The 17,529-nt window shown below is 63.0% G+C and carries 19 protein-coding genes and 1 tRNA gene; 10 read left to right on the plus strand and 10 right to left on the minus strand.

Features of this window, described 5'->3' with window-relative positions:
- From QM612_RS11685 to QM612_RS11695, 3 genes are all read right to left on the minus strand, one after another.
- On the minus strand, window positions 1-288 hold a 288-nt coding region (locus QM612_RS11685; protein WP_415254054.1), incomplete at its 3' end, for a GNAT family N-acetyltransferase.
- Between the two features lie 136 nt (window positions 289-424).
- Complete coding sequence (locus QM612_RS11690) at window positions 425-1,588, minus strand: acyl-CoA dehydrogenase family protein (protein ID WP_415254055.1); 1,164 nt, start codon at window positions 1,586-1,588, stop codon at window positions 425-427.
- A 204-nt stretch (window positions 1,589-1,792) separates the two neighbouring features.
- Entirely contained in the window at window positions 1,793-2,587 is a 795-nt protein-coding gene (locus tag QM612_RS11695) for a glycine zipper 2TM domain-containing protein (RefSeq protein WP_415254056.1), read from the minus strand.
- A gap of 153 nt (window positions 2,588-2,740) precedes the next feature.
- Between QM612_RS11695 and QM612_RS11700 the strand changes: the two genes are divergently transcribed.
- Complete coding sequence (locus tag QM612_RS11700) at window positions 2,741-2,974, plus strand: DUF6116 family protein (protein ID WP_415254057.1); 234 nt, start codon at window positions 2,741-2,743, stop codon at window positions 2,972-2,974.
- Between the two features lie 15 nt (window positions 2,975-2,989).
- Window positions 2,990-3,760 (plus strand): TatD family hydrolase, encoded by a 771-nt coding sequence (locus tag QM612_RS11705; protein WP_415254058.1) that lies wholly within the window; start codon window positions 2,990-2,992, stop codon window positions 3,758-3,760.
- Window positions 3,761-3,894: 134 nt separating this feature from the next.
- On the opposite strand, the gene QM612_RS11710 is transcribed toward QM612_RS11705, so the two are convergent.
- Complete coding sequence (locus QM612_RS11710; RefSeq protein WP_415254059.1) at window positions 3,895-4,683, minus strand: ThiF family adenylyltransferase; 789 nt, start codon at window positions 4,681-4,683, stop codon at window positions 3,895-3,897.
- A gap of 106 nt (window positions 4,684-4,789) precedes the next feature.
- On the opposite strand from QM612_RS11710, the gene phaR reads away from it, so the two are divergent.
- Complete coding sequence (gene phaR / locus QM612_RS11715; RefSeq protein WP_415254060.1) at window positions 4,790-5,278, plus strand: polyhydroxyalkanoate synthesis repressor PhaR; 489 nt, start codon at window positions 4,790-4,792, stop codon at window positions 5,276-5,278.
- Window positions 5,279-5,354: 76 nt separating this feature from the next.
- Here phaR and QM612_RS11720 read toward each other — a convergent pair whose 3' ends face one another.
- Both QM612_RS11720 and QM612_RS11725 read right to left on the minus strand, forming a co-directional pair.
- The gene (locus tag QM612_RS11720) at window positions 5,355-6,242 is read right to left on the minus strand and encodes a M48 family metallopeptidase (RefSeq protein WP_415254061.1); all 888 of its coding nucleotides are present in this window, start codon (window positions 6,240-6,242) and stop codon (window positions 5,355-5,357) included.
- 52 nt (window positions 6,243-6,294) lie between these two features.
- The gene (locus tag QM612_RS11725; protein ID WP_415254062.1) at window positions 6,295-8,154 is read right to left on the minus strand and encodes an SUMF1/EgtB/PvdO family nonheme iron enzyme; all 1,860 of its coding nucleotides are present in this window, start codon (window positions 8,152-8,154) and stop codon (window positions 6,295-6,297) included.
- 65 nt (window positions 8,155-8,219) lie between these two features.
- Between QM612_RS11725 and rnd the strand changes: the two genes are divergently transcribed.
- The 3 genes from rnd (at window position 8,220) to QM612_RS11740 (ending at window position 10,376) form a co-directional block, all read left to right on the plus strand.
- Entirely contained in the window at window positions 8,220-9,305 is a 1,086-nt protein-coding gene (gene rnd, locus QM612_RS11730) for a ribonuclease D (RefSeq protein ID WP_415254063.1), read from the plus strand.
- A 31-nt stretch (window positions 9,306-9,336) separates the two neighbouring features.
- The gene (locus QM612_RS11735; RefSeq protein WP_415254064.1) at window positions 9,337-10,242 is read left to right on the plus strand and encodes an SMP-30/gluconolactonase/LRE family protein; all 906 of its coding nucleotides are present in this window, start codon (window positions 9,337-9,339) and stop codon (window positions 10,240-10,242) included.
- A 58-nt stretch (window positions 10,243-10,300) separates the two neighbouring features.
- Window positions 10,301-10,376: transfer RNA gene (locus QM612_RS11740), tRNA-Ala, on the plus strand.
- Between the two features lie 291 nt (window positions 10,377-10,667).
- On the opposite strand, the gene istB is transcribed toward QM612_RS11740, so the two are convergent.
- The 4 genes from istB to QM612_RS11760 all read right to left on the minus strand — a co-directional run bounded on the left by istB (window position 10,668) and on the right by QM612_RS11760 (window position 14,688).
- On the minus strand, window positions 10,668-11,411 hold the full coding sequence (istB, locus tag QM612_RS11745; protein WP_415254065.1) for an IS21-like element helper ATPase IstB: 744 nt from the start codon (window positions 11,409-11,411) through the stop codon (window positions 10,668-10,670).
- 12 nt (window positions 11,412-11,423) lie between these two features.
- Window positions 11,424-12,962, minus strand: coding sequence for an IS21 family transposase (gene istA / locus QM612_RS11750; RefSeq protein WP_415254066.1), 1,539 nt, complete (start codon window positions 12,960-12,962; stop codon window positions 11,424-11,426).
- Window positions 12,963-13,624: 662 nt separating this feature from the next.
- A complete protein-coding gene (locus tag QM612_RS11755) occupies window positions 13,625-14,068 on the minus strand; it encodes a hypothetical protein (protein ID WP_415254067.1) in 444 nt (147 codons plus the stop codon).
- Window positions 14,065-14,688, minus strand: a complete 624-nt coding sequence (locus tag QM612_RS11760) for a hypothetical protein (protein ID WP_415254068.1) — start codon at window positions 14,686-14,688, stop codon at window positions 14,065-14,067. The genes QM612_RS11755 and QM612_RS11760 overlap by 4 nt, the downstream gene beginning before the upstream one ends.
- 112 nt (window positions 14,689-14,800) lie before the next feature.
- Between QM612_RS11760 and QM612_RS11765 the strand changes: the two genes are divergently transcribed.
- The 4 genes from QM612_RS11765 to QM612_RS11780 all read left to right on the plus strand — a co-directional run bounded on the left by QM612_RS11765 (window position 14,801) and on the right by QM612_RS11780 (window position 17,500).
- Entirely contained in the window at window positions 14,801-15,046 is a 246-nt protein-coding gene (locus tag QM612_RS11765) for a helix-turn-helix domain-containing protein (protein WP_415254069.1), read from the plus strand.
- A 154-nt stretch (window positions 15,047-15,200) separates the two neighbouring features.
- Window positions 15,201-15,470 (plus strand): hypothetical protein, encoded by a 270-nt coding sequence (locus QM612_RS11770; protein ID WP_415254070.1) that lies wholly within the window; start codon window positions 15,201-15,203, stop codon window positions 15,468-15,470.
- On the plus strand, window positions 15,460-16,674 hold the full coding sequence (locus QM612_RS11775; protein ID WP_415254071.1) for an ImmA/IrrE family metallo-endopeptidase: 1,215 nt from the start codon (window positions 15,460-15,462) through the stop codon (window positions 16,672-16,674). Before QM612_RS11770 ends, QM612_RS11775 begins: the two co-directional genes overlap by 11 nt.
- A 25-nt stretch (window positions 16,675-16,699) precedes the next feature.
- Window positions 16,700-17,500 carry a beta family protein gene (locus QM612_RS11780; RefSeq protein WP_415254072.1) on the plus strand — a complete coding sequence of 267 codons (801 nt, stop codon included), beginning with the start codon at window positions 16,700-16,702 and terminating at the stop codon, window positions 17,498-17,500.
- The last annotated feature ends 29 nt before the right edge of the window (window positions 17,501-17,529 follow it).

Below are 17,529 nucleotides of genomic sequence, written 5' to 3' on the forward strand. Positions count from 1 at the left end.
ATAACCGATCTCGGTGCCCGGCCAGCCGTCCGGCTGCCACGGCCCCATCTGGCCCACCCACTGCCCGCTCGCTTTTTCGATCACCGAAAACATCGCAAACCCCTGCACGGCCCATGCACCGGGCATTTGCAGGAACTTGCGCCATGCTGCCGCGCGCGGCAGGTGGCCACCGATGAAACGGCAAGCCTCTTCGTCGGCCAGCAATTCCGCATAACGCTCGAAATCGGCGAGCTGCGGCGGGCGCAGGATCAGGCGGCTGGTTTCGAGGTGGAGGTTGGCAATGTTCATCTGGCTTGATCCTGAAGCCCCTCTCCCGCCGGGAGAGGGGTTGGGGTGAGGGTTCGGTATGCCATTGATGCCACATGCCTGCGCCGTACCCTCATCCGGCCCTTCGGGCCACCTTCTCCCGGAGGGAGAAGGAAAATCAAAAGGCGTTGATGCCGGTCAGCTCGCGCCCGATCACCAGCTGATGCACGGTTTCCGTGCCTTCGTAGGTGATGACGGATTCCAGGTTCAGCGCATGGCGAATCGCGGCGTGCTCGGTGGTGATGCCGGCACCACCCAGCAGGTCGCGGCATTCGCGGGCGATGTCGATGGCCATGCGGCAGTTGTTCCACTTCGCAAGGCTCACCTGCTGCGGCTGCATCGTGCCGGCATCCTTCAAACGCCCCAGTTGCAGCACCAGCAACTGCGCAAGCGTGATGCGGCGGGCCATCTCGGCCATCTTGATCTGCGCGCTCTGGGTGGCAGCAACCGGGCGGTCGAACAGGATGCGTTCCCTGGTGTAGCCCAGCACTTCATGCAGGCAGGCGATGGCGGCACCGATCGGCCCCCAGGTGATGCCGTAGCGCGCCTGCGTCAGGCAACCCAGCGGCCCCTTCAGGCCCTTCACGTTGGGCAGGCGGCTGCTGTCCGGCACGCGCACGTTGTCGAAGAACAGCGCGCTGGTCACCGATGCGCGCAGGCTCATCTTGTGCTTGATCTCCTGCGCGGTGAAGCCGGGCATGCCCTTCTCCAGCACGAAGCCCTGAATGCCGTCTTCGGTCTGCGCCCAGACGATGGCGATGTCGGCCAGATTGCCGTTGGTGATCCACATCTTGCTGCCGTTGATGACCCAGTCATCGCCATCACGCACTGCGCGGGTCTTCATGTTGGCCGGGTCGGAACCGCCATGCGGCTCGGTCAGGCCGAAGCAGCCAATCACCTTGCCCGCCGCCATGTCCGGCAGCCAGCGCATGCGCTGCTCTTCGCTGCCGTAGGCGTAGATCGGGTACATGCACAGCGAGCTCTGCACCGACACGAAGCTGCGGATGCCGGAATCGCCGCGTTCCAGTTCCTGGCAGATCAGGCCATAGCTGACGCCGTTGAGGCCAGCGCAGCCGTACTTTTCCGGCAGTGAAGATCCCAATAGGCCCAGTTCCGCGATTTCCGGCACCAGTTCCTTCGGGAAGCGGCCCTGGTCGAAGGCATCACCGATGATCGGGATCACGCGCTCGTCGGTGAAGCGCGCCACGGTGTCCTGCACCGCGCGCTCCTCTTCGCTCAGCAGGGAACGGACATCGAAGAGGTCGTAGGGGTTCAGGGCCATGGCTGCGGTCGGTTCGGACGAAAGCACCATTGTAGTGGCGCAGCCCGCCCAGCCGGCACCTTCGATATGAAAACCTCGGCCCTGCGAAACGCCGGCCTTTGCCCGAAAGCGCTGCAATCCGCGCATCGCAAAATGGACACGCCTAAATGAAGACGGGGCCGGATTGCCCCGGCCCCGTCGTGGCATCACGCATTTGCAAATGATTTAGCGCTGCGGATTGCCCTGCATCGATGCCACCTGCGTCACTACCTGCCCATCGATCATCGGCAGGCGCTCGCCCGCCGGCGCATGGTCAAGGCGCACGTTGTGCAGTTCGCCATCGACGCGATAGGTCACGTCATAACCCACGGTGCGATCCTGCTTGCCCAGCGCGATGCGGCTGCCGGGCTTCTTCTCGGTGCGCATGCTGCCGGTGGTGCCGTCCGGGTTGCGGTAGGTCACGTCCCAGGCCACGGTACGCGAGGTGGTCGAAGCATTGTTGACCGTGCGGCATTGGCGATCGGTGCGGTTCACCACCTGCCCGCCAACGTGGTTGCGATCCACCCGGTTGCCGATGAAGCCACCCGCCACCGCGCCTGCGGCAGTCGCGGCCTTGCGGCCATTGCCCTTGCCGACCTGGTTGCCGACCAGGCCACCGATCACCGCACCGGCCACGGTGCCGCCGACGTTGCCGTCGCGCTCGGGCAGGCGCTCCTGCACCACCACGTCCTCGCAGATTTCCTGCGGATTGTTGACGGTGCTGGTCTCGCGCACCGGCGAGGTGCCAATCACGGTGGCGTAGAGCTGCTCGCTTTCCAGCACCGGCTCCACCGACACCACCTGCGCGTATTCCAGAGCGCCCGATGCCGGTACGGCGTCCGCGGCGATGCCTGCGGCATCCGCTGCGACCGCCTCGGGCCGGGTGGAGGTAGCACCGGCGCGGTTGTTCATGTAACCGGCAGTGGCAACGCCACCCAGCAACAGCGCACCCAGTGCAATCGCGATCGTGTTGTTCTTCATGGTCTTGCCTCCTTATCGGCTGCTGGCAAGGCGATTGCAGCACGCACAATCTGAACAAAGGCAGACGCCAACCAACGCCGTGCGGCTGCCGTTCATGCACGCGAAGGCGGCGTGCATGCTAGCGTTCGCACCAGTTCCCCGGAATCCAATGCCATGGCCAATCCGTTGATCCTGCCGCTGCTCAACTGGGCACGGAAATTGCGGTTCCCGGTGCTGTTCAAGCTGACTGCCGCGCTGTTCGCGGTGACCTTGTTGCTGCCCGACCCGATCCCGTTCATGGACGAAATCCTGCTGGGCCTCGGCACGCTGCTGCTGGCCAACTGGAAAAATCGCAAGGAACCCGCAGCCGACGAGAAACCCGCCATCGACGGCGAAGTCCGTCGCTGAGATGCACCCTTCCTTGTGCAGCTTGTTGATAGCCATAGTCACTTCGACGCCAGGCAGTTCGATACCGACCGCGCCAAGGCGCATGCGCGCGCATTGGCAGCAGGCGTTGTCACGCAGATCGTGCCGGCGGTGGATGCCGCCGGCTGGCCGAAGCTGAAACAAGTCTGCGCGGACTTCCCCGGCCTGTTCCCGGCCTACGGCCTGCATCCGATGTTTCTGGATGCGCATCGCCCCGAACACCTCGATGCACTGCGCGAGAGGATCGAACGCGAGAGCCCGGTCGCCGTGGGCGAATGCGGGTTGGATTTCTTCGTCGAAGGCCTCGATGCGCAAACGCAGCAGTTTTATTTCGACGGGCAGTTGAAGCTGGCACGTGAATTCGACCTGCCGGTCATCGTGCATGCACGCCGCGCGGTGGATGCGGTCATCAGAGCCATCCGCAAGATCGGTGGCCTGCGCGGCGTGGTACACAGCTACTCCGGCAGCGCGGAGCAGGCGGCGCAGTTGCACAAGCTCGGTTTCATGCTCGGCATCGGCGGGCCGGTGACGCATGAACGCGCCAACCGGTTGCGCGGCATCGTGGCGGCGATGCCCATCGAACAATTGCTGCTGGAAACCGACAGCCCCGACCAGCCCGGCGCAGCGCATCGCGGGCAGCGCAATGAACCGGCGCATCTGCCTGAAGTGCTGGATGTGGTGGCGGCATTGCGCGGCGTTTCGCGCGAAGAAATTGCCGCCGCGACGACGGCGAATGCGGAGCGGTTGTTCGGGTTGCCGTTGACCTGATGCGCGGTGCCTGATGCATCGGCGAGAGCGCCGGGTGGATCGCGACGCCGCATTTCGAGCGGCGGAGCGAACACCCGGCGATAGGCGCCGATGCTCACGAAATGATGCGGAGCAAGCTCCGCACCTACCCGTCATCACCGCGCCTTCAACAACATCTCCAACGCCTTCCCCACCGCCGCGAATGCGAATGCACCGGTGACGTGGGTCGCTGCGCCCAGGCCTGCGCCACAATCCAGTTTCAGCGCCTCGTCCTTGCCCAGTTGCGGGCGGATGCCGCAAACGCTGCCGTCGGCCTGCGGGTAGCGCACGTTCTCCAGCGAGTACACCGCCGGCACGCCGAAATAGCGGTCGTGGTTTTTCGGGAAATTGAATTCGCCACGCAGCTTCTTGCGGATCAGCGAGAGCATCGCGTCATGCTCGGTGCGTGACAGGTCGCGCACGCGGATTTGGGTGACATCGCTACGGCCACCGGCGGAACCAACGGTGACGATGGGCTGCTTGCGGCGGCGGCAGTAGGCAATGGCTTCGACCTTGCTGCGGAAACTGTCGCAGGCATCCAGCACCAGATCGCAGGGCGTACCCAGCAGCTCGTCCAGGTTGGAAGGCGTCAGGAACTGCGGCTTCAGGTTCAGTGCAATGCCGGGGTTGATCGCGCGGCAGCGCTCGCCCATCGCCTCGATCTTGGCGCGCCCGTACTGGCCGTCCAGCGCCGGCAACTGGCGGTTGGTGTTGGACACGCACAGATCGTCGGCATCGATCAGGGTGAGCCTGCCAACGCCGCTGCGCGCCAATGCCTCCACCGCCCACGAGCCCACGCCGCCGATCCCGACCACGGTGACGTGGCATCCCGCAAGCCGCGCCAGCGCGCCACTGCCGTACAGGCGGTCAATGCCGCCGAAACGTTCCTTCAATGCGTTCTCCATCGCGGAAGTTTACCGACCCGCCCGAAAACCCTGGGCGGAGCCCGGGAGTTGCAAGCATTGCTGCGCTGCGCCATGCTGCGCCCAGCGCCGCTAGAGTGTTTGCTCAATGACCGCGATCCGCATCATCAAGAAGTATCCGAACCGTCGCCTCTACGACACCGAGATCTCCAGCTACATCACCATCGAGGACGTGCGCCAGCTGATCGTCGATGGCGAGAGTTTCGAGGTGCGCGACGCCAAGACCGGCGAAGACCTGACCCGTCAGGTATTGCTGCAGATCATCACCGAGCATGAGCAGGATGGTCAGCCGATGCTGTCCACCCAGATGCTCAGCCAGCTGATCCGTTTCTATGGCGACTCGCTGCAGGGTTTCATGGGCAATTACCTGGAACGCTCGATGCAGATGTTCATGGATCAGCAGCAGCAGTTCCGCCAGCAGATGGGTGGCCTGCTGGGGCAGACGCCTTGGACGATGCTGAACCAGCTCACCGAGCGCAACATGGAATTGTGGAAGGACTTCCAGAACAACCTGACCGGCGGCATGGGCAGTTCCTCCGGCAACAGCCGCAATCAGGAACCGCGCAAGCCGCGCTGAAGTTTCGGCATTACCCTTCGTGCAATGAAAAACGGGCCTTGCGGCCCGTTTTTGCATTCGGCATCACGCCGGGTTTTCAGCGCGCGGCGTTACCGCTGCAATATTTCTCGCGAAACGCCAGCGCCTTCGGCATCAAGGCTTCCAGATTCTTGATGCGGGTCTCGGCGCTGGGGTGGGTCGATGCAAACTCCGGCGGGCTCTGGCCACCGCTCAACTGCTCCATGCGTTGCCACAGCGGCACCGCCTCACGCGGGTCGAAGCAGGCCGCAGCCGCCAGCATCAGGCCCACTTCATCGGCCTGTGATTCATGCCCGCGCGCATACGGCAGCGCCGAGGTCACGCCATAAGCCTGCATCACCGTCTGCAGGGTGCCGGCATCCATGCCACTGGCGGCACCGGCCATCTGCCCGATCTGCTCCAGCTTGCCGCGCGACATACGCTGCGCACCGTGGCGCATCAGCGCATGGGCGATTTCGTGCCCCATCACCACCGCCATGCCGTCGGCGTTCTGCGCCACCGGCACCAGACCGGTATAGACCGCCATCTTGCCGCCCGGCAGGGCGAAGGCATTGGCCTGATCGGACTGGATCACGTTCACCGCCCACTCGAAACCGGCGGCAAAGTTCTGCGGCTGCACGCCGCGTTCGGCGGCAAGGTCGCGCTCCACCTCGTCCACCTTGTCGATCAGGCGGGTGGCGATGCCGCGAATCTGCTGGGCGATCTGCGAGTTCGGATCGACCGGGCGCTCCTGGCTGAGGATCTCGCGATAGGCCTGCAGGCCCATCGCGCTTTCCTGCGAGGCGTCCATGTTCTTGTCGATCAGCACCTTCTCGCCGGTGTACGGATCAACGGTGCGGTTGGAAAAATAGTAGTAGGCGCCATAGGCCGCGAACGCGACCAGCACCCAGATCCGCAGCCCACCGCCGCGCCGTTGTCGTCCGTAGCCCATCGGGTCCTGGTTCATCGTTTTTTCCTCTGTCCGGGCGCGATGGCCGCGCCGCTCCTGCCTGCAGATATTACAACTGCCGCACCAGCCGGAACCCGACCCGCGCGTTGGTGACATCGGTACCGCCGGAGGTGCGCCACGCCGAACGCGCCTGTGCCGGTGAACTGGCCCACGACCCGCCCCGGTACATGCGGTTGCGGCAACCGGGGTTCACCCACGCGGCACCGGTGGCCGGTGCGCGGCGATAGCCCTCGTGCCAGCAGTCGGCGATCCATTCGCTGACGTTGCCGCCCATGTCGTGCAGGCGGTAACCATTCGCGGCAAAACTGCCGACCGGGGCCGGCCCCCAGTGGCCGTCGCCGTAGCCCTTGAAGGCATTGCCCCAGCGCCGGCCCTGCGGCGAAACATCATCGCCACCGGTGAGGTTTTCCACGCCCGCCGGCGGTGCATCCGCGCCCCACGGGAAGCGCGTCTGCCGGCCCGCGCGCAGCGCGTACTCGAACTCCGCTTCGCTGGGCAGGCGGTAATACGCGCCGGTCTGCTGGGTCAGCCATGCCGCATAGGCTTCGGCGTCGCGCGCGGAAACATGGATCACCGGCATGTCGTCGGCGGCGGGCCTGCCGTCGTAAGCCGAACGCCAGTCGATGCCGCTGCCGCGGACGAAATTGCCGCTGCGCACGTCATAGGCCATGGAATGCCCGCGATGGGTGGCGCGCGACACGTAACCACTGGCGTTCACGAAGCGGCGATATTCGCCCACGGTGATTTCGTGGCGGGTCATGGCGAAGCCGCGTTCCAGCCGGATCATGTGCTGCGGCTGTTCGGCGGGCGTCGCGTCGCGCTCGCCTTCCGGCGCACCCATCAGGAACGCGCCATGCGGCACCACCACCAGTTGCGGCCCACGGCTGCCGTCGCCCAGCCCATCGGTGAACACCTGCCCCGGACGGAACAGGCCGTAATGGGTGGCAAGGTCGATGCGTTCGCGCAGCTCAGAACTTGCCGGATCGCCGGCGGGCGCGATCCGCAGCATCTCGGCCAGCCGCTGGCGCGCGGCGCGCAGGCCGTCGGCATCGCCCAGCGCGATCAGGCCCTCGTCGCGCAGGCGACGCACGCGATTGGCGCGGATCACGTCGATGCGCGCGCGTGCATCGGCAATCGTCTGTGGATGCCGGCGCACCTGCGCAGCGCGTGTCAGCAGCGCGGCGGCGGCATCGAAATCACCGCCGGTTGCCTGTGCTTCGGCTTCCGCCAGCAATGCGGCCTCGACCGCCTCGATGCCCGCTTCCGCACGTTGCAGCGGGTGCAGGCGCTGCGCGGCGCGAAACTGCTGCAATGCGCCGCCGTCTTCGTCCAGAGAACCCGCCCGCAGCGCGCGTTCACCGGACAGCGCCAGGTCGCGTGCCTGCCCGGCCTTGTCCACCTCGACCAGATAGGCCTGCACCTCCGGCAACTGCGGCCACAACGCGCGCAGCACCGTGCCGTGGCGCTGCGCGAATTGCAGCGAGGCATCGTCGTCCGCCGCGTCCAGCGCGGCCTTGGCCTGCGCCAGCAACGCGTCGCGTGCCTGTTCCAGCAAGCGCGCGTCACCGGCATCGCCCGGATGTACGCGCTGCAATGCCATCAGCAACGGGATGGCCGAATCCGCGTTCTCGAACAAATCGCCCGCCGCCAGTGCCTTGCGCGCCGCCTTGCGCGCCTGCGCAGGATCGGTGATCTCCACCTGCGGCAGCGACCAGCTCAGCACATCGGCCAGCGCATCGTCGCCGCTGATCCGCACCCGGCCCTCGGGTTGCGCGGCGTGTTCGACCGCCGGTGCATCCTCCACGGGCGGCGTTGGCGCAGGCTTGCACCCGGCCAGTGCCAGCGAAAGGATCACTGCGATGACGGGCCAGACTGCGCGCAAACCATGCTCCAGCAATGCCGGCGGCATGCCGACGAAGGATCGCGGGCGACGTTAGGCCAAGTGCCTGCGCCCGGCAACCGCATAATGCACGGATGACGAACTGGATCGACACCCCCGACGCGCTGCATGCGCGCCTTGAAGCCCCACACCCGGTCATCGGGCTGGATACGGAGTTCATCCGCGAGCGCACCTACTGGCCGCAATTGGCGCTGGTGCAGATCGCGCTGAGCGAACGCAGCGAAGACATCCTGCTGGTCGATGCGCTGGCACCCGGCATCACCGAGGCACTGGCCCCGCTGCTGGCCGATCCCGCCGTGCTGAAGATCATGCACAGCCCCAGCGAGGATCTTGTGGCGTTTCGTCACGCCTGCGGCACGCTGCCGGCACCGATGTTCGATACCCAGGCCGCCGCCGCGCTGTGCGGCTTCGGCGCGGGCCTTGGCTACCAGAAGCTGGTGCAGGCCGTCACCGGGGTGGAACTGGAAAAGGGCGAAACGCGCTCCGACTGGCTGCGTCGCCCGCTGTCGCCCGCGCAACTGGACTACGCGGCGGACGACGTGCGCCACCTGCACGCCCTGCATCGTGAATTGCTTGCGCGGCTGGACGCGCAGGGCCGCAGCGGCTGGCTGGCCGAGGACAGCACGCGCCAACTCGCGAACGCTGCGAATGACGAAGGCGACCGCTGGCCGCATCTGGCGATGCGCAGCGCGCAGTTCCTCGATGCTGCAGGCCAGCGCCGGCTGCTGCGCCTGCTGCGCTGGCGCGAGGTGCAGGCGCGCAGCAGCGACCGCCCGCGCAGCTGGATCCTGGACAACGAACTGGCGGTGATGCTGGCGCGCGCCAACCCCGCCGACGAAGCCGCCTTCCGCAGCCAACTGGATGCCGCACCAAAAGCCCCGCGCGGGCTGCGCGATGCACTGTGGCAGGCGCTGTCCACGCCGCTGGAGGATGAAGCCGACGCACCGCTGGCGCGCGGCGATGACCGCGACAAGAAGCAGTTGCGCGCGATGCAGGACGCGGTTGCCGCCATCGCGGCGGAACTCGACCTGCCCGAAGGCCTGCTGGCCTCGCGCAAGCTGCTGGAAGCCCTGCAGGACGGCGGCGGCTGGAATGGCGCGCTGGCCGGCTGGCGTCGCGGCCTGCTGGAACCCCGGCTGGCCCCGCTGCTGGCCGGCTGAACCCATCGCACCCACACAAGAGCCCCCGCACATGCCCGGATTCGCACCGTTCGCCTTCGCCCTGCCCTGCGCACTGCTGCTTGCCGCCTGCGCCAGCACGCCAGGCACGCACAGCGTCCGCGACCACATCGGCGACGGCGTGTTCAGCGCCGGCATCGAAGGCCCGGCCACCGGCCCCGATGGCGCGCTGTACGCGGTGAGCTTCGGGCGCGATGGCACCATCGGCAAGGTCACAGGCTTACCCGGCGCGGGCAAGGCGGAATTGTTCGTGACCCTGCCCGAAGGCAGCACCGGCAACGGCATCCGCTTCGGTCGCGACGGCACAATGTACGTGGCCGACTACACCGGCCACAACATCCTTGCCATCAACACCGCCACCCGCGCCGTGCGCGTGTTCGCCCACCTGCCCGATGCGCACCAGCCCAACGACATCGCCATCGCCCCGAATGGCACCCTCTACGCCAGCGACCCGGACTGGAAGAACGCAAGCGGCCAGCTCTGGCGCATCGCCACGGACGGCAGCGTGACCTTGCTCGAAACCGGCATGGGCACCACCAACGGCGTGGAAGTCTCGCCGGACGGCAAGCGCCTGTACGTCAACGAAAGCGTGCAGCGCAAGGTCTGGGCCTACGACATCGCGGCAGACGGCAGCGTGTCCGGCAAGCGCCTGCTGATCCAGTTCCCCGACCACGGCATGGACGGCATGCGCACCGACGCCTGCGGCGACCTGCACATCGCCCGCTACGGCGCAGGCAACGTGGCCGTGGTCTCGCCGGATGGCAAGCTGCTGCGCGAAGTCCCGTTGAAAGGCAGCAAACCCACCAACGTCGCCTTTGGCGGCAGCGATGGCCGTAGCGTCTTCGTCACCCTGCAGGATCGCGGCACCATCGAAACCTTCCGCGCACCCTGCCGTGGCCGCGAAACCGGCCAGCCCTGACGAAAAAAACGCCCGCTTGCCGCCCCCCCAACGACTCACTTAAACTTCGGTTCCCCTTGGGGCCATAGCTCAGCTGGGAGAGCGCGTCGTTCGCAATGACGAGGTCGGGAGTTCGATCCTCCCTGGCTCCACCATCTACATATCCCGCAACATCCCGGAAACACCCTAAACCCCTGAGAAATCAGGGTTTTTTTGTTGCCAAACCCCCTGCAACGTCATCCAGCATCCCTAGACATACCCCAATTCCGGGGTACGTTTTGGGGTACGCGGCCACCGAATCAGGCTCGTACCCTACGAAACGGCAGCCAACTGATCACTGATCGCCATCCAATCTGATCACCTCGGTCGAACACATTGGGCATCAGCACAACGTTGGCTGGGCGATACCGCCAGCCAACTGATCACCTCTTGCGGTTTGGCTCCGACTAGCTGGAGCTGACTGTTGGCTGTTGCTTGCGCATCGAGTCACCTTTGAGAGAAATTCGATGGCTGCTATGGATCAGTCGGTCGAGGATGGCATCGGCTAGAGCTGGATCGTTAATGAAGGAATGCCAGTCCTTCACAGGCATCTGACCAAGCATCATTGTCGAGCCAGTGCCAACCCTGTCATCCAGTAGCTCCAGCAGATCACTGCGGGCACGGACATTCATGACTGATAGCCCGAAATCGTCCAGGATCAGTAACCGGGTCTTGGCCAATTGACCGCGAATCTTGGCAATGGAGCCGTCCTTATGCGCCACATCCATTTCTTCCAGCAGACGCGCCGTGCGCTTGTACAGTACGCTGTAGCCACGCCGAGCTGCCTGTACGCCCAAGGCACAGCCAAGCCAAGTCTTACCGGTACCGGTCAAGCCAGTGATCAGCAGGTTCTGCTGCCGGTCAATCCAACTGGAAGTGAGTAGCTCGGCCATCAATTCACGATCCAGTCCACGAGAGTGACGATAGTCAATGGCCTCTGGTGTGGCTTGATACTTCAGTTTGGCATTCTTGAGCAGGCGCTGGAGCCGCTGGGTATCGCGATGGCTACTCTCAGCATTGACCAAATGGGCCAAGCGTTGCTCGAATCCAAGACCGCTGTAGGTGGGCTGTTCCTGCTGCTGGGTCAGGGCTTCGAGCATGCCGTGTAGACGCAGCTCACGCATCAATTCCAGAGTGGCTTGTATTGTCATTTGGTTGGTTCCTTACTCTCTCTCGTAGTAGCCAGAGCCGCGCACGTTCTCGTGCGCAATTGGGTCGTCGTTAGCAGCCTCATGGCCATGAAGCTCGGTACACTCAATGCCGCGCTTTAGCATCGACTTGACCGAACTGATGCTGCGGGCGTTCATGATGAGTGCTCGGGCACAGGCAGCCTGTAGCCGGTCTACCCCATACTGGCGCGCCAATGCACGCAGTCCGCGGCCTGCTTGAAACGAACGTCCCGCACTGCCGTAATGAGTGACATGCTGCTCGAAGAAGGTCGCAATTGCGCCACGCTGCTGGCTTGCCCATGCCGCGATCGTTTCGTAGCTATCTCGCCCATAGGCCCTGTGCGCTGGCGGCATATGCTCCTCTAAGGTGCTGAAACCGCCGGGTGTATCGTCTCGCTGGTGCGTAGCCACACGCTTGCCCTGTAAGTAGATCGATACTTGCCGGGCAGCAGCGCGCAAATCGACCTTGCGGCCCACTAAGGCATGGTGGACAGAGTAATAATGTTGGTGCCAAGCCACGTGGTAGTCCTGCCCCACGGTGATGTTCAGCTTCCACTCTGCGAACTCATAGGCGGAGTTCGGTAGCGGCCGCAGTGCCGGAGCATCCAGCTCCTCGAACAGCTGATTGCGGCTTTTATCGCCACAGCCACGCATTGGCTTGTTGTTCAAAAGTTCTGTCAGCTCTGCGATTGCCAGGTTCAACTCGTCAAGACTGAAAAAAGTTCGGTTTCGCAGCCGGGCCAGTATCCAGCGCTGAGCTAGTTGCACACCAATTTCTACCGGCGCCTTGTGCTTGGGCTTACGCGGTCCGGCTGGCATGATGTCGGTGTCGTAGTGTGAGGCGAACTCCATGTAAGTGGCGTTGATCAATGGCCCGTCTTCACGAGTGCGGCGGGTGACTGCCGCTTTAAGATTGTCCGGCACCAGATACATCGGCACTCCTCCAAAAAATCGCAATGCCTGAGCATTGCTATCGATCCAGTCCGGCAGCTTCTGGCTCTGAACCGCATAGACGAAAGTCTTGCGACTGGCGCCCATGACCGCCACGAATAATTCCACCGCTTGTTTCTTTCCAGTAGCTGGATCAGTGATGTACGGCCGTACCCCAGAGAAGTCGAGGAACAAGTCTTGGCCAGGCGGGCGTACCTGACGCATTACCAAGCCGCGCGTGCGTGCATATCTGTGGTAGCGCCGGCGGAACTCGGTCTCTGACATGGCACGCTCGCCCAAATTACAGGCGTACTCCTCATGGAGTAGCAATAGCGTTACCCCGGGGCGTTGATACTCACGATGGATGTAGGACCAGTCGGGTTCGAGAAAAACTTTTCGACTGACGTACCGGCTCGGGTTGAGTTTGCGAGCCAACGCTAGTTCGTCCATTGAGTCGATCTGAGGCCAGTCCCATCCCTGTTCAGCCAATATCTCGCGATAGCGGCCAACTGTGGTGGAAGAGCAACGAAGTTGCTCGGCAATTTTGCGATTGGATAGATCCGTTCGGAGTATCCATCGGCACAGTTCTTTGAGTTTCCGCATGTAAAGACTCGCAGCCAAGCCACACTGCCCTGGGATCGGGCCAGTGGAGGCAAAAGCCGCCCGTCCCGGTCGCGAATTGGCCGAGCGGGGGGCTTGACGGTCGGGATGCGGTTGCGCAGAATGCAGACACCTAGCTGTCCTCTGCATCCCAAGCCCCTGTGCGCGCCAACGCCGGGGGCTTTTGCATTTCCGCAGGTACGAAACGATCAGGGAAGTAAGGGCTACGTCATGCGCGTCCTCCTTCTTCTGAGGCACCCTGTCCGGCGGCGTACTCGCTCACCGACTCAATCCATGCGCAGACATCTCCTGTCCGTGCGAACCAGCCTCTCCGTCCGGGGATTCGTAGCCCAGAGAAGGGCAACCCGTTTCTCCGCCGCGCGATGTCCAATGCTTGGTACGAGTCGAATCCAAGCAGATTGACGAGCCGCGAAGCGGGAATCAGAGGACCGTAGTGCAGCAAGAACGCGAGTTCGAGCTGGGTAGATTTGCGCATGACGCAGGCCAGAAAGCAGCAAGTTTAGGAATGAACATGCTGCGCGCCATGCTAATCATCGTCAAGCCGTAAAAATCATGTAACGCCATGTTTTCTAAGGATATTTAGATCAACCCATCAGAAAGCCATGTCATTGCATGGACCACCTGCCGTACACGCGAAATATCGATCAGATTCTGCATTCAAGCACTGCGGTATCGCCTTCATCGCTGATGTCGTCAATGGCAAGCACGGCTCCAGATGGCAGCGTTTTCGTATAGACCGAGGTCTCGTCATCTTGCAGGTGCTGCATGCCAGCTGCTTTGGCAAACGCCTTTTTCTGGCGCATGGGAATTTCTACATAAAGGCTGAGGTCGTTGCGGTCTTCGGTTACAAAGACGGCCTCCGCCTTTACACCATAGATCACGACGGCCCCATCCAACACATGCCGCTCACCGTTGATGGGCACTCCGTGCCGACGCAAGATCGGAAGCGTATCGGTACCGGCCTCACACGCGATTGCCCGCTGCAAGTCGCTGACGGGTGAAGCTACTGGCGATGCCGCTGCCATGGCGGGGAGCACGCATGCAGCCAGAAAGAGATTCAGCATTCGACACTTGAGCGTGGCTTTCACGAGCTTCCTCCGTTGAAGATTGCGTTCAGTCGCGCGCACCACGAGATCGCATTGCGCTCGGACATGGGAAAAACGAGTTGTGGTGTGTCGGGGTCCGCTACCTCCAGCACGAGCGCAAACTGCTCGTCGCGTTCGACCGGCGTGAACGTGGGAGAACGGATGTGCGTGCCCTGCACCCAGTCGCCAGTACCGGACAGTTGCATGTGCGTGCGGGTCTCCCAGTCCGCGTACCAGCGCAGCACATGCTCGAAGGCAAAGACTCGGTAGGTTGAGGTTGAGGCATTGCAGATCGCGAAATGCCGGTGCATCCGGTCAAAGGCGACGACGACTGGGCTCGGGTAGCCGAGTAGATGACGCGGATCGAGCTGCAAGTCGTTAGCGGTGTTGATAGCCGCTATTAGCCGCTGGGCACGGCGTCGTGCTCGTGCCAGCAGCCAGAGAACGGCGGCAAGCACCCCAGCGGAGATAACGAACACGGTCGCCGCCCCGCCACCCTCACGGGTTGGAGCAAAGGCCCACGTCAGCGCGGCCCCGATCGCCGCCAGCAGGGCGACCCCGCCAATCGGCGGCGCAAAGGCCATCAATAGCGCCGATCCAAGGGTACGAACGGTCCCGGCCATAAGGGGCTCCTCCCTTCCCGGCATGGTAGAGGCGGGGTGAGGAATTGTCACTTATAGAGGGTGTACTCATGGAGCGTGGCCCAATAATGGACTCCACTCCATCGTTGTCCACATGCCGAAGGACACGATACCCACCGATCCGCGAGCCCTGTTCGGGCTGCGGCTTGCCGAGATCAGAAGGGCCAGGGGCCTGTCACAGGAGAGCCTTGCCCTGACCAGTGGGCTGGCACGCAGCTATCTCGGAGGCGTTGAGCGGGGGCAACGCAACATTGCCCTGCTGAACATCTACCGTTTAGCCCAAGCGCTGGATATCAGTCCCGCCGCTCTACTGGAGCCGCCATCCAAGAGAGCTATTTGATTAAAAATCAATCATTTGTAGGTGCATAGGCCGAGGCAAACTGCATCTACCGGCCAAAGTTTTCGTTCATCGGGACAAGAAAGTTCCCAAATGATGAACTATTGACGCCCCAAGAGATGGGGCTATTATGTTCCCGAAATGGGAACATACAGCCATGAAGCTGATCGGGCGAGACAAGCTGAAACGGGTGGGCGACGACGTGGACCGCTGGCTGCGTAGCTGGTGCGCAGAAGTGGCGCATGCCCACTGGCGTCGCCCTGAAGACCTTACGGACCAGTTCCCTAACGCGCAGACAAGTCCTGAAGGCGACTTCGCCTTCCCAATTGGGACCAGCGGCTACTGGGTGCGGCTGCAGGTCGCGTTCGCGCAGGGCGTAGCCCTGATTCTCGAAATGAACAAGATCGACACTTCTTATGGACGCTAAGGTTATCCGCACCGAAGAGCAGTATTTGACCTACCTACGGGAGGTGCAAGAGCTCATGGCGTGCCAGCCGGCGGTTGGCTCTGCGCAGAGCGATCAGCTCGAATTGCTGACCGTCCTGATCGAGGCATATGAGAACAGCAAGTTCCCGATCGAAAGCCCTGACCCCGTTGACGCCATTCTTTTCCGCATGCAAGAGAAAGGGCTCAAGCAGGCCGACCTCGTTCCGTACTTCGGCACGAGGAGCAGGGTGTCGGAGGTTCTCGCGCGTAAGCGTCCACTCACCGTCCAGATGATCCGCGCATTGTCCATCGGGCTTGGCATTTCAGCTGAGACGCTGGTCGGGCTGTCGGCTCCGGAAGAGCGCGGCCTCCCGGCCAAGGCGGACGTGGACTGGTCAAAGTTTCCCTTTAAGGAGATGGCCCGCCGTGGATGGCTGTCGGACTTTACCGCGAAAGCCAAGACGGGCGTTGAGGAGCTTGTAAAAGGGTTCATCGAAGATGCGGGGCTCCAGTTTGGAGCAGCGGCATTTCGCCGTAGCATAGGCGGCGAAGCCGCGTCCCCGACGACCAGATACGCCCTGTACGCGTGGCTCGCCCGTGTCATTCAGCAGGCGCGCATCGCGAAGCCGAGACTTGGCCCCTTTGAGCCCGATAAGTTGTCCGCTGCATTTCTGCGTGAGCTTGCTCAGCTGAGCTGGTCGGAACGTGGGCCGCATCTGGCGGTGGAATTCCTTGAGCGTCACGGAATCGCTGTAGTGATCGAGCCCCACCTCAAGGGTACCCAGCTCGACGGCGCAGCATTGAAGGACGCGGATGGCACCCCTATAGTCGGGTTGACCTTGCGGCACGACAGGCTCGACAACTTCTGGTTCACGCTAGTCCACGAGGTCGCGCACGTCTGGAAGCACATCGCCAACGACGAGGCTTTCTTGGACGACCTAGATGCGTCTTCAGAGGATCGACGGGAAGCGGAGGCAAACCGGCTGGCGCGTGAGGCTTTCATCCCCAGAGTCGTTTGGCGCCGAAGCGAGGCGTATCTTTCCCCGAGCAAGGAAACGATCGAAAAGCTAGCGCGAGAGCTTCGGATTCACCCGGCCATCGTTGCTGGCAGGCTCCGAAAGGAGTCTGGCAACTACACCGCCTTCTCTAATTTGGTTGGTCAGCAGCATGTTCGATCGTTCTTTCTGTCCTCAAGTGAGGTGTGAAATGGCTCCCACGTATCTTCCTATCTTGAAGTCCCTCTCTAGCGAGTATGAAGCGTCCAAGCATGTAGACGCAGCACACGCCGCGACCATTCACCCTCTGTTTGATGTTCCGATCATCAGCGAGAACCGGCAGAAGGCGAAGAAGTATAGGTACAGTACGACACCCGTGTCCGACTACCTTGATGAGGTTGCGGAGAGCATCGGCAAGTCTTGGAAAGGCGAACTTGTGCTTGCTGATGCCTTTAATTGGGCTCCCGATGCCACGGTCGAAACCGGAGAACACGCTCTTGCGTACCTCCATGGAAGTCTCAAAGCACAGGGCGTGACTGTGGTTCCCGTATTTGGATATGACCGCTGGGACGATCCGGTCTACCGCGTCGCAATGCGTGGACTCGACCTTTCGAACGCTCCGTACGTCTGCCTCCGTCTCGAAGCAAGCGCGATTGAGGACGCAGCCGAGCCCGAGGTCTTCCACGACCGCGTTGGGGAGATGCTCGAGGACATTGAGGCCAGTCCTGCGCACTGTGCTGTCCTGATCGACCTCGGGGACCTTACGAGCAGGTCGCTCATGGAGATCATCGGTGACGCCACCCGCGTGCTAGACCTGCTCAGCGGGTATGGGTTTCGGTACGTCGCCACTGCCGGGTCTTCTATGCCAAAGTCGATCGACCTTGCGGTTAAGAAACAGGACAGTAGCGCACCGGTCGTCCGCAAGGAGATGCTGCTGTGGCAGGCGCTGCGCACCGAGCTCCCTGGGTTGCCGCTCGTTTTCGGGGACTACGGAGGGCAGACTCAACCTACAAGTGCAACACGCGCCGGAGTGTAGGGTGTTGGGATGGGAAAGCGATACAGTCA

The organism is Thermomonas sp., from assembly GCF_047606765.1.
Lineage (GTDB): Bacteria > Pseudomonadota > Gammaproteobacteria > Xanthomonadales > Xanthomonadaceae > Thermomonas.

Excerpts from the sequence above, each read along its gene's own strand:
- QM612_RS11760 (WP_415254068.1), bottom strand. The coding sequence starts at position 14,688 with ATGGCCGGGACCGTTCGTACCCTTGGATCGGCGCTATTGATGGCCTTT.
- istA (WP_415254066.1), bottom strand. The coding sequence starts at position 12,962 with ATGCGGAAACTCAAAGAACTGTGCCGATGGATACTCCGAACGGATCTA.
- QM612_RS11775 (WP_415254071.1), top strand. The coding sequence starts at position 15,460 with ATGGACGCTAAGGTTATCCGCACCGAAGAGCAGTATTTGACCTACCTA.
- QM612_RS11695 (WP_415254056.1), bottom strand. The coding sequence starts at position 2,587 with ATGAAGAACAACACGATCGCGATTGCACTGGGTGCGCTGTTGCTGGGT.
- QM612_RS11725 (WP_415254062.1), bottom strand. The coding sequence starts at position 8,154 with ATGCCGCCGGCATTGCTGGAGCATGGTTTGCGCGCAGTCTGGCCCGTC.
- QM612_RS11770 (WP_415254070.1), top strand. The coding sequence starts at position 15,201 with ATGAAGCTGATCGGGCGAGACAAGCTGAAACGGGTGGGCGACGACGTG.
- QM612_RS11700 (WP_415254057.1), top strand. The coding sequence starts at position 2,741 with ATGGCCAATCCGTTGATCCTGCCGCTGCTCAACTGGGCACGGAAATTG.
- rnd (WP_415254063.1), top strand. The coding sequence starts at position 8,220 with ATGACGAACTGGATCGACACCCCCGACGCGCTGCATGCGCGCCTTGAA.
- QM612_RS11710 (WP_415254059.1), bottom strand. The coding sequence starts at position 4,683 with ATGGAGAACGCATTGAAGGAACGTTTCGGCGGCATTGACCGCCTGTAC.
- QM612_RS11735 (WP_415254064.1), top strand. The coding sequence starts at position 9,337 with ATGCCCGGATTCGCACCGTTCGCCTTCGCCCTGCCCTGCGCACTGCTG.
- phaR (WP_415254060.1), top strand. The coding sequence starts at position 4,790 with ATGACCGCGATCCGCATCATCAAGAAGTATCCGAACCGTCGCCTCTAC.
- QM612_RS11720 (WP_415254061.1), bottom strand. The coding sequence starts at position 6,242 with ATGAACCAGGACCCGATGGGCTACGGACGACAACGGCGCGGCGGTGGG.
- QM612_RS11765 (WP_415254069.1), top strand. The coding sequence starts at position 14,801 with ATGCCGAAGGACACGATACCCACCGATCCGCGAGCCCTGTTCGGGCTG.
- QM612_RS11690 (WP_415254055.1), bottom strand. The coding sequence starts at position 1,588 with ATGGCCCTGAACCCCTACGACCTCTTCGATGTCCGTTCCCTGCTGAGC.
- istB (WP_415254065.1), bottom strand. The coding sequence starts at position 11,411 with ATGACAATACAAGCCACTCTGGAATTGATGCGTGAGCTGCGTCTACAC.